Here is a 13,620-nt window from a genome sequence, read left to right on the forward strand (position 1 = left end):
TCCGGCCGTTCCAGCAACGCAACCGGAGCCCTTGGCATCGTGATCATGTGTCTGGCCGTTTCTGCTCGACTCTGCACGGACCGGCTGTCCCGATGACCGACTGTGACCGTCAGTTACGTACCCGGCTGCCGATGCTTTCACTCGACCGGCGCAGTGGAACAGGACGTGACATCTCCGTCCGCCCCAGGGTGGATGCGGTGCCCCGATGCAGTCCGGGAGGTCGATGTGGCGCGTCCGCAGGTACCCGCGCGAGCGGACCGGCCGTCACGGCTGCGCCGCGTCGGTGCGGTGCTGACCTCACTCACCGCGGTGGTCGCCACCACCGTCGTCGCCGGCCCGGCCCGCGCCCTCGCGGAGGGCGGCCCCTGTGCCCTGCCGCGGGACGGAGTGCACCACTCCGAAGGGCTGGACACCTGGAACACCAGCTATCCCCGGCCCGTCCGGTCGCTCGACGCTCTGATGATCTTCCTCTCCTTTCCCGACTCGGAGCCCTACACCACCCCCGAGGAGCTCGTCTCCGATCACTTCCCGGCGACCGCCGACTTCTTCCGCCGGGCCTCCTACGGGCAGTTCGACCTGCGGGTCCACCCCGCGAAGCGGTGGATCACCATGCCCGAGGACTCGACCGCCTACGCCATACAGCGCGACTGGCCGGCGGACCGCCGCACCGACTATCTGCGCGACGCCGTCGAGGTGGCCGACCCCCGGGTCGACTTCGCCCGCTACGACCTGGTCTATCTGGTCGCCGACCCCGATGCCCCCGGTATCGACGCCGACGCGACCAAGGTGGTCAACTTCGAGCGGCCCCTGCGCGCGGACGGCACCGCACTGCGACGGCTGGTGACGGTGTTCGAGAACCATCCCCCCGACCAGCACGTTCTGGCGCATGAGACCGGTCACGTCTTCGACCTGCCCGACCTGTACCGGCGTCCGACCGGGGCCGGTGGCGATGGCGGTGGGGACTGGGACACCCGTGTCGGCGACTGGGACCTGATGGGCAGCCAGTTCGGTCTCGCTCCGGATCCGTTCGGCTGGCACAAGTGGAAGCTGGGCTGGATCGGGGAGCGTCAGATCGACTGTGTGCACACCGCCGGGACGACGCTGCACACCCTCGAGCCCATCGGCGCGCCCATGACGCGTGGTGTGCCGGGCACCGACACCCGCACCCGGCTGATCGTGGTTCGCACCGGCCCCAGAACGGCGCTGGTGGTCGAGGCCCGGGGCACCTACGGCAACGACGCGGGGATCTGCGCGGAAGGCGTGCTGGTCTACCGCGTGCGCAGCGATGTCGCCTCCGGGGACGGGCCGGTGACCGTGCTCGACGGGCACCCGGACAGCGAAGGCTGCCCCGACGAGTCGGTCTATCCGAAGCTGGCGGACGCCCCGCTCGGAGCCGGCGAGAGCCTCGACGTCTCCGCCGACGGCGTGCGCGTGGAGGTGCGCGCCCGGACCACCAGCGGTGCCTGGACCGTCCGGATCACCCAGGGGGACCGGCGCTAGGATCCTCCGGCGCGGAAGCTCCGCAGCCGGGGACGGACCCCGCTCCTCGCGTAGGCCCGCTACGCAGGATGGCGCGACCGGTCCGCCATCGCCCGGCGAACCGCGTATGGCGAATACGCCGGTTGTGTCAGCGGAGGAACGCCACCGAGGCGCTTCCGCTACGCCGTGCGGCCCGCCTTCGTCCAGCGGGTCGCTCCCGTCCGGCCGCCGGCCGCGGCCGTCCCGGACCCGCCCCGTCCCGCTCGCCGCCACCCGGCCCCGCGGCCGACGCCGCCGGGGCTCCGTACTCCGTGTCGTGCCCGTGATGTCCTTCATGACATCGACACTACGCAGAGTCACCGAGTGGGTGCAGTGACAGATGTCAGTGGATCACCGTGAAGCCGTCAGGTCCTCTCCCGGCCCGCGGTCCCACGGTGAATCGAGTCGTACCCGAGTCCCGTCGTCCACACTCGGATCACAGGTGTCTTCTGCCGACGCCGGGCCGCGTCGCAGGCCCTGGTCGAACGTCCCGAAAACCCGGTCCCGGGGAAATCGCCCCTATGGGGATGTAGCGGAAAGTCGATGCGTACACCTATCGCATATTCGAACTGGCATTCATGAATCAGGTGGTCGAAGGGTGGCGGGAAGCCCTCAGCGATGGCGGATTCAGCCAGGTGAGGTGCGCCAGGCGAAAGGATTTGGGAATAATCGTATGCGGGACGTCAGTCGGGCCTGCTGTGTCCTGCCGGGGGACGACTCCCTGATCGCCGGCGGACGGAAACCCGGGTCGGCGGGGCGGTCCGGAAAGTCGGTGCGTGGCGAACCAGAGTGACGCTCGGGGGACGATGTGGTCAGAGTTCTCATCGCTGAGGACATGCGGATGCTGCGGCAAGCGCTGGTCGCATTGCTGGAACTCGAACCGGACATCGAAATCGTCGCCGAACTGTCCAACGGCTCGGACATCCTGCCCCGCACCAAGGAACTGCGCCCCGACGTCGCGGTGCTCGACATCGACCTGCCCGGCACGGACGGCCTGTCCGCCGCCGCGGCCCTGCACACCGCGGTGCCGGAGTGCCGCACGATGATACTGACCAGCCTGGGCAGGCCGGGGAACCTCCGCCGGGCGCTGGCCGCCCATGTCTCCGGATTCCTGCTGAAGGACAGCAGCCCGGAGACGCTCAGCCACGCCATCCGGTCGGTCGCCAAGGGCGAGCGGGTGATGGACCCGCAACTCGTCCTCGCCGCACTGGACGACGAGCCGCAGCCGCTGACGCCACGCGAGCTGGAGGTCCTGCTGCACGCCTCCAAAGGGGAGAACGCCGCGCAGATCGCGGCCCGGCTGTACCTGTCGGCGGGGACCGTGCGGAACTACCTGACCTCGGTGGTGACCAAGCTCAACGCCCGCAACCGGGTCGACGCCATCCGGATCGCCCGCGAGTCCGGCTGGCTCTGAGCGCGGTCAGGCGGTGATCGCCGAGCCGTGCTCCTCCTCCGTGCCCCGGCCGGGTCCGCGCCGCCCGGACTTCCGGGCCACATCGAGTTCGGCGGTGAGCACGAACCAGCCGTCGGCCGGCCGCACCCCGGCGTTCAGCCGCCCGCCGAGCTGCCCCACCCGCACGCCGAGGTTCCCCAGGCCGCTGCCGCCGTCGGCGCCGTCGTCGCGGTCCGTGGAGAGGATGGTGGACGGCTTCCCCACCCCGTCGTTGGCCAGGACCAGCCGCACCGTGCCGCCGGCGTCGAACGCCTCGATGGCGCAGTGCTCCGCCTTGCTGTGCCGCAGCACGTTCGTGAGCCCCTCCCGCAACACGCTGGCCAGCACCGTGTCCACCAGCTCGGGCAGTTCCGCGCACTCCAGCCGGACCGTGGCGCGGATGCCGACCGCGGCGAGCATGGACCGCGCGGTGCGCGCCTCGGCCGCCAGCGACATCCGGCGGTAGCCGCGCGCCACCGACCGCACGTCGGCCAGGGCCTGCCGGGAGGTCTCCAGGATCTCCTTGAGTTCCTGCTGGGCCCGGGAGTTCTCCTCCGGCAGCAGCCGGTGGACCAGTTCGCACTTGAGGGTGACCGTGGAGAGGCTGTAACCGAGCAGGTCGTGGAGGTCGCGGGAGAACCGCAGCCGCTCCTGGTCGACGGCGAGCCGGGCCAGTTCGGCGCGCGACCGGTAGACCTCGGAGACCAGCCCGGTCAGCCGGGAGAGGCCGTAGACCACCAGGCCGGTGAGGGCCGTGGAGACCGAGGTGTACGCGACTTCGCCCCAGCCGAACCCGACCTGGAACAGCAGCACATCGGTGCACACCATGATCGCGCCGAAGGCCAGCCAGGACAGCGGGGCCCGCAGCACGAGCAGGGCCGACCCGGCGAGGAAGCCGGGCATGCCCAGCCAGGCGTGCTTGAACACGGCGAACGGGAGGAAGGTCAGCAGCGCCTGGAGGGCCAGCGTCCAGTGCCGCACCCCGCTCAGCCGTGGGACCAGCCCCGGGAAGGAGTGAGCCAGTTGGAGGGCGAGCAGGATGATGAGGGCGGGCAGCAGGGCGAGGGTCATCAGCGCGGCGTCGATCAGCTGCGCCGAGGGGCGCGCGTCGACGGCGTAGGTGATCGCGACGCTGAAATAGCCGAGGAGAACGACCGCGGTGATGGCCACGGCCATACGCGGTGCGAGATCGTCGTGATTCTTCTCGGCCCGGAACGACTCCGTGTCACGCCCGGCCTCGTCGGGCAAGGAAATGCCCTGCACTAACCCTCCGGATTCTCGAACCGTATGAGGTGGCTTGCCCGAGAGTATCCGATCTCCAGATGGATGGAGGGAGAATCGAGGCAGGCTTGAGTATCAGAGGAACAGTGGCACAGGATTGATGTCCTGGTATGCCGTGGGAACGGAAATCCGGCCCAGTTGGACGGGGGTGTCGAAGAGCCGTCCGGGTGCGAACCGGGCCCAGTGCGGGCGTAGTCCGGGAACGACGACCTTCATCACCGGCAGCCCCGCATCCGGCCGTGTCTGGTCAAGTACGAGCAATTCCATTCCAAGCCGCCGCACCAAATCCCCGACGGCGGCCAGCTGTTGCGCGGATCCGTCGAATGGCCGAAACGGTGCGCTGCCCGCCGCGCCGGCGGTCCTGATGTGCACTGCCGCCGGATCGGCGGTGAGGTAGGGCAGACCGGCCACGGTCGCGGTGCGGTACCAGTGCAGTGCGTGCCGGTCCGCGACGTCGTACCCGGCCGCCCCGGCCGCCACGCGGTGTTCCGGGGCGGATCCGCGCCCCGAGTGGCCCGGTGGTGCGTTCTCCTCGGCTCGGACCCCGACCAGCGGGGGCAGCATCTGGTTGAGTTCGGCCAGCGCCCGCAGCAGCGCGGTGCCCCGGTGGAAGTGGGCGCCGAAACCCATGACGACGTCCTCCGCGGCTCCGTCGGTGCGCCGGGAGAGCGCGACCACGACCGGGATGCCGAGGTCCGTGGTGAGGTCCAGGGCCCACACCTCGCGGTGCAGTCCGGCGTGGAGGTCGCGCACCCGGTCGATCCAGCGCCGGTCGGACTCCCCGAGCGCACCCGGCGCCGCCGAGTCGCCGTACGCCGGGTCGGCGGGGTCCAGCGGCAGCCCCGGCTGGCGGGTGCGGTTGTACCACCAGAGCGCCACCGCGTCCCGCTCCACCAGTTCCAGGAAGCCGCGCACCACCGCGTCGGCCGGACTGCCGCCCGCCGCCGCGCCGTTGGAGTTCGCCACGCAGTACCGTCGGCCGGGTGGCTGCGGCACGTCGTAGTAGAGCAGCGCGGTCGGCAGCAGCCGGTGCCTGCCCGCGGTCAGCGACCACACCGGTGTCCAGTCGATCTCCGCGGTCTCGTCGAACGGGTCGCACACCCGGTGCCGCGGGGCGTGTTCGGCGTTCCAGCGGTCCCGGTCGGCGAACTGCCGCGGATCGTAGAGCTGGACCGCGTCCGGGTGCACGGCCTCCTCCGGACCCAGGTCGCGGTAGCGGGCGCGCTGCCGCGGCTCGTCGCCGTGGTGGTGTCCGCTGTGGTGCTCCAGCGCCTCGCACAGCGCGGCGGCGGTGGCCTGTTCGGCGCTCATCCCCTTGCCGTGCGCGGCGGCGCGCAGTCCGGCCCGCACGCCGTCGAGGCCGCCGGTGCCGGACGGGGGGCTCGGCTCGGCACCGGCCGGAGCGGACGGCACCAGCGGCGGCGGACGGTACCGGGCGTGGAAGCAGTTGAGCGCCTCCGGGCCGCGGGGGTCCCGGCGGATCTCGGTCACCAGCCCCGTCACCGGGCTCACCAGATGCGCGTAGCGGTCCAGCAACTGCCGCGGCGTCAGGGCCGGTCCGGCGGCCGCACCGCCGGGGGAGAGGTCCAGCGGTGACCGCACCCGCCGGGCGACCAGGTCCGGGTCCCCGCACACCGGGCACTGGGGGCGGCGGCGCACCGGGTGCCGTCGCCCGTCCGGGGCGAGGCAGTCCAGCACCCGCAGCGCGGCCTGGTCCGGGTGCCGGTGGCCGGCGAGCCAGCCGGCCGCCTGGAGGGCGGCGAGGTGGAGGGCCGCGGCGCGGCTCGCCGGTAACGCGGCGACCGGGCGCGCCACCGGCGCCGGCCGGCCCAGCCGGGTCAGCAGGTGCGCCTCCGCCCGGCGGCCCCGCCACAGCCGGTCGGCCAGGCAGGACCAGCACGGTCCGGCCGGATCGCCCAGGAACGGGCCGAGCCAGATCTCGGTGCCGACCGGCTTGACGGGCAGCCAACGGCGGCCGGCGGCGCGCTGCCCGGCGTCGAGGTCCGCCAGCCGCGGGTCCAGGTAGTCGTCGCAGACGACGAGGGTCAGCGCGGCGCCCGCGGGGTCCGGAACCGGACGGAGGCCGGCCGCGCCCAGCGCGGCGCGGGCGTCCGCCGGGTCGGTGGAGCCCAGGACGACCGTGGCCACGGCATCCGGCCGGGCGGCCGCGGGGGACCGGTCGCCGGCACCGGCCGCGCGGCCCGGTGTCCCGCCGGGGGACGCCGTGGTGGTGGGGCCCGGCATCGCACCGGGGGGAGCGGCACGGGTGCCGGCCGGCGGTGGGGAGCCGGCGGGGGGCGCGCAGTGGGCGGAGGGCTCCGGGGGAAGGGCGCGCGCGCCGGCGGGGGTGGCGGACACGGCGCCGGTGCGGGGCGTGCGGTCGGCGTGCGCCGTGCCGGGCGCCGGTGGCGCGGCGGGCGGGGCCAGGCCGGCCAGCGACCAGAAGGCCTCCGGCGGTCCGGGGGCGGGCCCGTCGGCGGTCTCGGTCTCCTGGACCAGGCCGGCGGCCCGGAGCCGCGCGATGACCTGGGCGGCCGTGCCGGGGGGCACCTCGGGGGCCGCGGCGGCGAGCACCTCGGCCGGCTCGCGGGTGCCGTCCAGCAGCGGCGCGAGAACCGCCACCGGACGGCCGTGCAGTGCGGTGACGCCGCGCTCCGACACCAGGTACACGGCCTCTCCCGGTACCGGTTCCACCCTCAGGTGCGGCGCGAAGCGCAGCGTACCCACCGGCGGCGCCTCAGCGGGCCGCGACGGTGCAGATACAGATGCCCGGCGGGGGTACCCGCAGCGATTCCTCGGAGAGGTCTTCGATCAGCAGTCCGTCAAGTGCCGTTGACATCTCTGGTTCGGTCACCTGCGCGGGGTGGCCCATGGTGGTCGGTCGGTCCGCTGCGCCCGGCCCGGCGGTCGGGAAGGTGATGGCGCTGCTCATGGGGGTTCTCCTCGACGTGCACGGTGAGTCTGGCCAGGAGTCTGCGGTGATGAACACACCTCAGGCCAGTGACCCTGTCATAACCAGGGTGTGAGCTCGTCATGGGGTCCGCCACCCAGGATTCATGGGGAGATCGGGAATCCGGCACTGGCCCGATACACCACCCTCGCGCGAGGCTCGTAGGTGCCTCGTTGGCGTGGACCGCCGCCAGGGGTATCCGACGGATGTGTGACGGGTGACGGAGGTACGGAACCATGGACATCAAGCTGTTGGGGCCGCTGAGCGTCGAGGCCTGCGGTCAGTCGATCGTGCCCACCGCGGGCAAGCCGCGGCAGATCCTCGCGCTCCTCTCCGTATACGCCAACCAGATGCTGCCGGTTCCCACCCTGATGGAGGAGATCTGGGGCAGCGACATGCCCCGCAGCGCGCTCACCACCCTCCAGACCTACATCCTGCAACTGCGCCGCAGGCTGGCCGCGGCCTACGGCCCCCAGGCCCCCCAGGCGTCCAAGGACGTCCTCGCCACCCGCTACGGCGGATACCTGCTGGAGGCCGAGCCGGGGTCGGTGGACGTACAGGAGTACGACCGGCTGGTGGCGGCCGGGAGCGACGCGCTGGACGCCGGTGACGACGCGCAGGCGTCCCTGCTGTTCCGCCAGGCGCTCGGCGTCTGGCGCGGGCCCGCCCTGGTGGACGTGCGGGTGGGGCCCATCCTGGAGATCGAGGTGGCCCGGCTGGAGGAGAGCCGGCTCGGGGTGCTGGAACGCCGCATCGAGGCCGATCTAAGGCTGGGCCGGCACGCCGCACTGCTGACCGAGCTGACCGAGCTGACCGCCCGGCACCCCCTGCACGAGGGCCTGCACGCCCAGTGCATGGCCGCGCTCTACCGGGCCGGGCGCCCGTGGCAGGCCCTCGAGGTGTACCAGGGACTGCGGGCCCGGCTGGTCGAGGACCTCGGGCTGGAGCCCTCCCCTCGGCTGCAGAAGCTCCAGCAGGCCGTACTCGCCTCCGACCCGGCGCTCGACTTCGAGCTCGGCGGTGGCTGGCGGCGGCCCGTCCTCGACCTCTTCGCCGCGTGATCCCCGTCCCCTCGCACCCCCCACCGCAAGAACCACGGTGAAGCGTCCCGGTCACCCCCTCCCCGCCGGGTCGCCCTCGGCTCCGCTTCCTGCCCAGGCCCGGCCCGGGAAGCGGAGCCGAGCAGTTTCCGGCAGCGCCCGGCCGGACCGCCCCACCGCCCGCCCCCGCCCGACGGGAAGCGCCCGGGCCCGGGCCGGTGGGCGCCGGTCCCGCGCCGCTCGGTCGCCGGCGAGCGCCTGCCCGGCACCGAGCCTCCGGCGGCACTGGCTCCGGGCCCTCGTCCGCCCGTCGGCCGTGCTGCTTCCGGGCCGTCGTCCACCCGCCGGGAGCACCGGCTCCGGGCCTTCGTCCGCCTATTGGCGGCCGTCGGCGGGGCCGGTCCCGGGCCCCGGGCCTTCGCCCGCCCGTCGGGGGAGGCCGGACGCCCCCGGGGACACGAAGAAGGCCCTCCACCGTGGTGGAGGGCCTTCTTCTGTCGGTGCGCCGCCAGGGACTCGAACCCCGGACCCGCTGATTAAGAGTCAGCTGCTCTAACCAACTGAGCTAGCGGCGCCTGCTGACGTAGAAGACCTTAGCACCCGCATCCGGCGAAACGAAAATCGATACTTCCGGTCCCCCGCGGCGCCCCCGGCGGGCCCCTGCCTCAATGCGGTGAGAGCACGCCTTCCCTGGTCACAGCAGTGCCGGCGGTGACCCTCGACATGCTGCGGGCGGCCCGCACACAGGCCCACAGCAGGACGTCCGCGCCGGGCAGCCAGGGGTGGCGGACATCCGGGGCGACCAGCCAGCGGGACGCGGCCAGGGTGTCCGGCTCGGCGGCCTCGTCCGGGCGCAGCGGCGGCACCGTCACCGCGTCCCCGGCTCCGTGGCACAGCAGGGCCGGGGCCTCGTCGCCCCACTCCTCCCAGCGGAGCAGGGCCGGCAGCCGCTGGGCGGTGCCCGGCGCCGCGAACATCAGCACCCGGCCGCGCTGCGCCCCCACCGGCCCCGTCCCGGGGCCGTCGGCCCATAACCGGCTGACCATCCGGCGGCCGAAGAGCGCGGGGGCGCTGATGATGTCGAACACGTCACCGCAGGGCAGGACGATCGGAGCGGTGGGGCGCTCGGCCCACAGGGCGTGGACACTGCGCGGGAAGGGACTGGCCGAGGCGAGCCAGGCGGCTCCCGCGGTGGTGACGTACGCGGCAGTCTGAGATTCCCGAGGCCATCTGCTCATGGCTCCACATTCGCGGCCACTCCACCCTCGGTTTCCCTGAACAGGGAAAACCGGGACATGCGCGAGCGGGGCGGAGTATCTTGCCCCGAACGCACATGCCATTGGCCCATGAACCGCGGGGTTGCGGTCCCTCCGGCGGCCTCCGGCGATCATCGGCCACTCGACCACGACGGGTCGTGCACCGCTTCCCGACGGTCCGGGTTCCGGCCCCCGTCGGGCCCGGCCCGACCCTCCGCGTTCCGGCCCGGCGTCAGGACCGCGCCGGGCCGGTGTCAGGACCGCGCCGGGCCGGTGTCAGGACCGCGCCGGGCCGGGCGGTCGCGCGGGTCCGGGGTGCCGGGCCGGCCGCGGGGCGCGGCTCACTCAGGCCGGGCCTCGTCGCGCATCAGCTCCTCGCCGAACTCCACCATCTTCCTGGCGTAGTCCTCGGTCCACTCCGCCCGCTCCGCGATGAGCGCGGGCGGCAGCCGGTCGAAACGACGGGGGTCGGCGAGCTGTGCGGCCGCGATGGCCTGGAACTCCACCGCCCGGTCGGTGGCGGCGCGGAAGGCCAGCGCCAGCTCGGTGGAGCGTTCCAGCAGCTGGAGCGGATCCTCGATCGACTCCAGGTCGAAGAAGTGCTCGGGGTCGGACGCGGCCTCGGTCGGCTCGAAGAGCAGTGGCGCGGGCTTCAGGCGTCGCTCGGTGCCCCCGGTGCGTTGGCGGGGAGCCGACTGCGGCTCGGTCATGTACGTACCTCCCGGTTCGTGTGCCGCATTCCATTGTCCCGCCGTGCGCAAGTGGCCCCTGGCATCTGCCCCGGGCGGTGGCCGACGCGGGTCCGGCCCGGCGCCGCCGGACCGCCGCGCGGTCACCGACGCCTCGCCGAGCAGGCATGCCGCACCGCCCCGGCCGGCCCCGCCGGCCGCACGCCCGGTCACCGCCGCACCACCGCACCGTTCGCCACCCCGGTGACGGGATCACGGGCCGGTGGCGGGATCACCGGCCGGCGGCGGGATCACGGGCGCCACGCCACCCGGTGCTCGGCGAGCCGGGCCAGCACGGCCTGGTGCGCCTCCCAGCCGTCCGGGAACCGCACCGGCACCCCCAGCTGCACCGGCTCGGCCGACGGGTGCTCGTCCAGCAGCTCGCTCACCCCGGCCCGGCACACCACCACACAGGCGTGCCGGTGGCGTGACGCCAGTACGCACAGCCGTCCGGTCTCCAGGTGGAACGCGGTCGCGTCGGGCCGCCCGGACAGCGGATGGAGCACCACCGTGACGTCGAACTCCCGGCCCTGGAGCCGGTTCGCCGTGTCCACCGTCACACCGTCGGCCCCCAGCCCGGCCAGTTCCGCCCGCACCGCCGCGGCCTGGTCCCGGTGCGCGGTGCCCACCGCGATCCGGTCCGCCGTCACCGGTACCGGCTCCGGCCCCCGCTCGCTGGTCGCGGCCGCCCCCCGGTCCAGCAGCCGCCGCACCACCGCGGCCACCGCCCGGACCGCCTCCGGGTCGGTGCGGGGGGTGCGGCGCGCGGGCAGTTCCAGGAGTCCCCAGCCCGCCTCGGCCGCCTCGTCCAGCACCCGGTCCGGGCCCGAACCGTCCGAGGCCACCGCGAAGGACAGCCGCCGGTCGCCGTGGCCGGTGCCGCTGCGGAACGGCGTGTACGGATAGAACGCGGCCGACACCAGCGGCGCCGCCGACGCGGGAAGCCGCCAGGACACCGGCAGCCGGTGCTGCGGCAGCTGCGGATTGTGCGCCAGCAGCGTGGACACCGCGCTCGCCGACGGGTCGTACGACAGCCCCGCCCACTGCTCGGTGGCCACCGCGCTGAACGGGTCGAGCTGTCCGGGGTCGCCGACGAACAGCGCCCGCTCGAAGAGCCCGGCGACGGTCAGCAGGGCGTCCGAGCGCATCTGGTACGCCTCGTCGACGATCGCGTGCCGCCACGGCTCGACGTTCCTGGTGTGCGCCCACTTGGCGGCGGTGGAGATCACCACGTCCAGCCCGGCCAGCTCGGCGGGCTTGGCGGAGGTGACCACCCGCGGGTGCCGGTCGAGAACCGGGTCGTAGGCGTGCGGATCGCTGCTGTGCAGCCGCCCGATCGGCAGCTCCGGATCCTCCCGGGCCAGCCGGTCCACCAGGTCGTCCACCTGCGCGTTGGTCTGGGCGACGACCATCAGCGGGCGGCCCGCGGCGGCCAGCTCGCGGGCCGCCCGCACCACCAGGGTCGACTTGCCCGCGCCGGGCGGGGAGTCGACGACCACGCCGCGGTGCGCCCCGTGCAGGGTGTCGTGGAGGATCGCCTCGGTGGCCCGTGCGGCGGCGGCGCCCGGATCGAACACCGCCGGGGACCCGCCGGAGCGCGGCCCGCCCGAAGGTGCCGGCACCCGGCCCGCCGCGCCACCACCGGCGACCGTGCTCGGCCGGGTCACGGCGCTCCCTCCCGGGGTGCGCGCGGTACCGGAGGGCCCGGCGGGGTGGTCGGGCAGCTCACAGGAAGTCCTCCTCGGTCACGGGGTCCGGGGCCGCTGCCCGGGCTGCCTCCTCGGCGGCCGGCGGCGGGCCGCCGTGGGTCCACGGGGTGCGCTCCGGGTCGGGCAGTTCCGGGCCGCCGCGCGGCGCGTGCTCGAACAGCGTCCAGCAGACCTGGTCGCCCGGGGCGGGGACGGTGCCCGGGTCCGGCTCCTTGCCGCGGCCCATGCCGCCGGTCAGCCGCACCACCAGCCCGCCGTCCGGGGCGTAACCGGCGAACTCACCGCTCTGGGTCCGGCCGTCCGGCAGCGCCCGGTACAGCTTCGACTCGCCGGTCAGATGCGGCTGGTCCGCGGTGACCACCGTCACCAGCGGCCGGGGCCGCGGCACCTTCGCCTCCGACCAGGCCATCACCACCTCGCCGACCGTCCCGGCGAACGCCTCCCCGGCGAGCCGCCGCTCCGCCATGACCAGCGGATCGTCCAGTGCCTCCTGGGCGTCCAGCTGCGCCTGGGCGGTCTCCCGGGCGAGCAGCTTCCGCGCCGCGGTGACCGCGTCGTCCCGCCTGGGCTGGGGCGGCTCACCGGCCCGGATCCGGTCCCGGTGGCCGGTGTAGGACCAGCGGTCGCGCTTCCAGCGCTCGGCCACCCGCGCCCCGGGCGGCAGCGCGGCCAGCAGGTCCACCGCCCGCCACACCGCGTCCCAGGTCGGCCGCAGCTGCGAGCCGACCAGTTCGCGCACCTCCCGCTCGGCGCGCCGCAGCAGCGCGGCGGCGCCCGGCCGCCCGTCGGCGACGGCCGCCCGGGCCGCGTCGTACCGGGTGATCGCCGGCGCCAGCCGGAGGTTGTCGAAGACCGGATCGGTGGCCGGACCGGCGGGCGGGCACTCCAGCAGCCCCTCGGCGGTGCGCGCGGTCTCCGCCCGGAGCGCGGCCTCGGCGCCGGTGGTGCCGGCCGGCGGTTCGAGCCAGCCCAGCAGCGCCCCCAGGTGCTGGTCCTCCAGCACGCTCTGCCCGGTCGCCCAGTGCCGGCCCAGCAGCCCGGTCACCGGCAGCAGCAGCGAGGAGCCGGGGACCCGGGACCGTTCGCCGTAGTGCGTCAGCCAGCGGCCGAGCAGCGGCACCCGAGGGGGCGCCGGGAACGGTGCGCCGGGCTCCTGCTCGGCCGTGCGGCGGAAGCGCATCGACCGGCCGAGCAGCCGTACGTACGCCACGCCGGGGCCGCTGGGCACCAGCAGCTGCGGGGCGTCCCGGCACAGCTCCACCTCGACCGGGACCTTCTTCCCGGTCTCCGGGTCCGTCTCCTTGCGGGTCTCCGCCTCGACGTCGTCGGCGCACCCCTCCAGGTACGGCAGCATCTCCTCGGCCAGCTCGGCGAGGAACGCGAACCGCAGGTCACGGTCGCGCGGCTGCGCCACCACGAGCAGCCGCGGCGCGTCCCGGTCGGTGCCCACCAGGGCTCCCAGCGGCGCGCCCGCCTCGCCCGCGGTGGTCAGCGGGACGAAGACCATGGGGCGGTCGGAGAGGTGGCGGTGCCGCACCGTGGCCGTGGGCCGGGCCCGCCCGTCCCGGGCGGCCTCCATCCGGGCGAGCGTGGTCAGCAGGGACATGGCGTCTCCCCGGCGGACGGAGGGGCGGAAACGGGTGCTGCGGCCGCCTCGCAGACCGGGGCGGCTGCGCCGAGCGCGCTCCCCGGGGCGGAACCGGGCG

The 13,620-nt window shown here is 74.4% G+C and carries 10 protein-coding genes and 1 tRNA gene; 3 read left to right on the top strand and 8 right to left on the bottom strand.

Annotated features, from left to right (window positions below):
• The first annotated feature begins 192 nt into the window (after positions 1-192).
• Together ACH4B3_RS18130 and ACH4B3_RS18135 are read left to right on the top strand one after the other, a co-directional pair.
• Entirely contained in the window at positions 193-1,500 is a 1,308-nt protein-coding gene (locus ACH4B3_RS18130; protein WP_398464146.1) for a M6 family metalloprotease domain-containing protein, read from the top strand.
• Positions 1,501-2,326: 826 nt separating this feature from the next.
• Positions 2,327-2,932, top strand: a complete 606-nt coding sequence (locus ACH4B3_RS18135; protein ID WP_398463867.1) for a DNA-binding response regulator — start codon at positions 2,327-2,329, stop codon at positions 2,930-2,932.
• Between the two features lie 6 nt (positions 2,933-2,938).
• Here ACH4B3_RS18135 and ACH4B3_RS18140 read toward each other — a convergent pair whose 3' ends face one another.
• From ACH4B3_RS18140 to ACH4B3_RS18150, 3 genes are all read right to left on the bottom strand, one after another.
• The gene (locus tag ACH4B3_RS18140) at positions 2,939-4,126 is read right to left on the bottom strand and encodes a sensor histidine kinase (RefSeq protein ID WP_398463868.1); all 1,188 of its coding nucleotides are present in this window, start codon (positions 4,124-4,126) and stop codon (positions 2,939-2,941) included.
• Positions 4,127-4,306: 180 nt separating this feature from the next.
• A complete protein-coding gene (locus tag ACH4B3_RS18145) occupies positions 4,307-6,958 on the bottom strand; it encodes a TOMM precursor leader peptide-binding protein (protein ID WP_398463869.1) in 2,652 nt (883 codons plus the stop codon).
• A gap of 10 nt (positions 6,959-6,968) precedes the next feature.
• On the bottom strand, positions 6,969-7,163 hold the full coding sequence (locus ACH4B3_RS18150; protein ID WP_398463870.1) for a hypothetical protein: 195 nt from the start codon (positions 7,161-7,163) through the stop codon (positions 6,969-6,971).
• Positions 7,164-7,417: 254 nt separating this feature from the next.
• Here ACH4B3_RS18150 and ACH4B3_RS18155 point away from each other — a divergent pair, with 254 nt between their 5' ends.
• Complete coding sequence (locus tag ACH4B3_RS18155) at positions 7,418-8,242, top strand: BTAD domain-containing putative transcriptional regulator (RefSeq protein WP_398463871.1); 825 nt, start codon at positions 7,418-7,420, stop codon at positions 8,240-8,242.
• Between the two features lie 480 nt (positions 8,243-8,722).
• Here the strand turns inward: ACH4B3_RS18155 and ACH4B3_RS18160 are convergent.
• From ACH4B3_RS18160 to ACH4B3_RS18180, 5 genes are all read right to left on the bottom strand, one after another.
• Positions 8,723-8,796, bottom strand: a tRNA-Lys gene (locus ACH4B3_RS18160).
• Positions 8,797-8,886: 90 nt separating this feature from the next.
• Positions 8,887-9,612, bottom strand: a complete 726-nt coding sequence (locus tag ACH4B3_RS18165) for a bifunctional DNA primase/polymerase (protein ID WP_398464148.1) — start codon at positions 9,610-9,612, stop codon at positions 8,887-8,889.
• A 206-nt stretch (positions 9,613-9,818) separates the two neighbouring features.
• Positions 9,819-10,187: a hypothetical protein gene (locus tag ACH4B3_RS18170; protein WP_398463872.1), complete on the bottom strand. Its 369-nt coding sequence runs from the start codon at positions 10,185-10,187 to the stop codon at positions 9,819-9,821.
• Positions 10,188-10,456: 269 nt separating this feature from the next.
• Positions 10,457-11,827 (bottom strand): AAA domain-containing protein, encoded by a 1,371-nt coding sequence (locus tag ACH4B3_RS18175; protein ID WP_398464150.1) that lies wholly within the window; start codon positions 11,825-11,827, stop codon positions 10,457-10,459.
• 103 nt (positions 11,828-11,930) lie between these two features.
• Positions 11,931-13,520 carry a hypothetical protein gene (locus ACH4B3_RS18180; RefSeq protein ID WP_398463873.1) on the bottom strand — a complete coding sequence of 530 codons (1,590 nt, stop codon included), beginning with the start codon at positions 13,518-13,520 and terminating at the stop codon, positions 11,931-11,933.
• Positions 13,521-13,620 lie beyond the last annotated feature (100 nt).

This window comes from Streptomyces sp. NPDC018031 (assembly GCF_044327625.1).
Classification (GTDB): domain Bacteria; phylum Actinomycetota; class Actinomycetes; order Streptomycetales; family Streptomycetaceae; genus Streptomyces.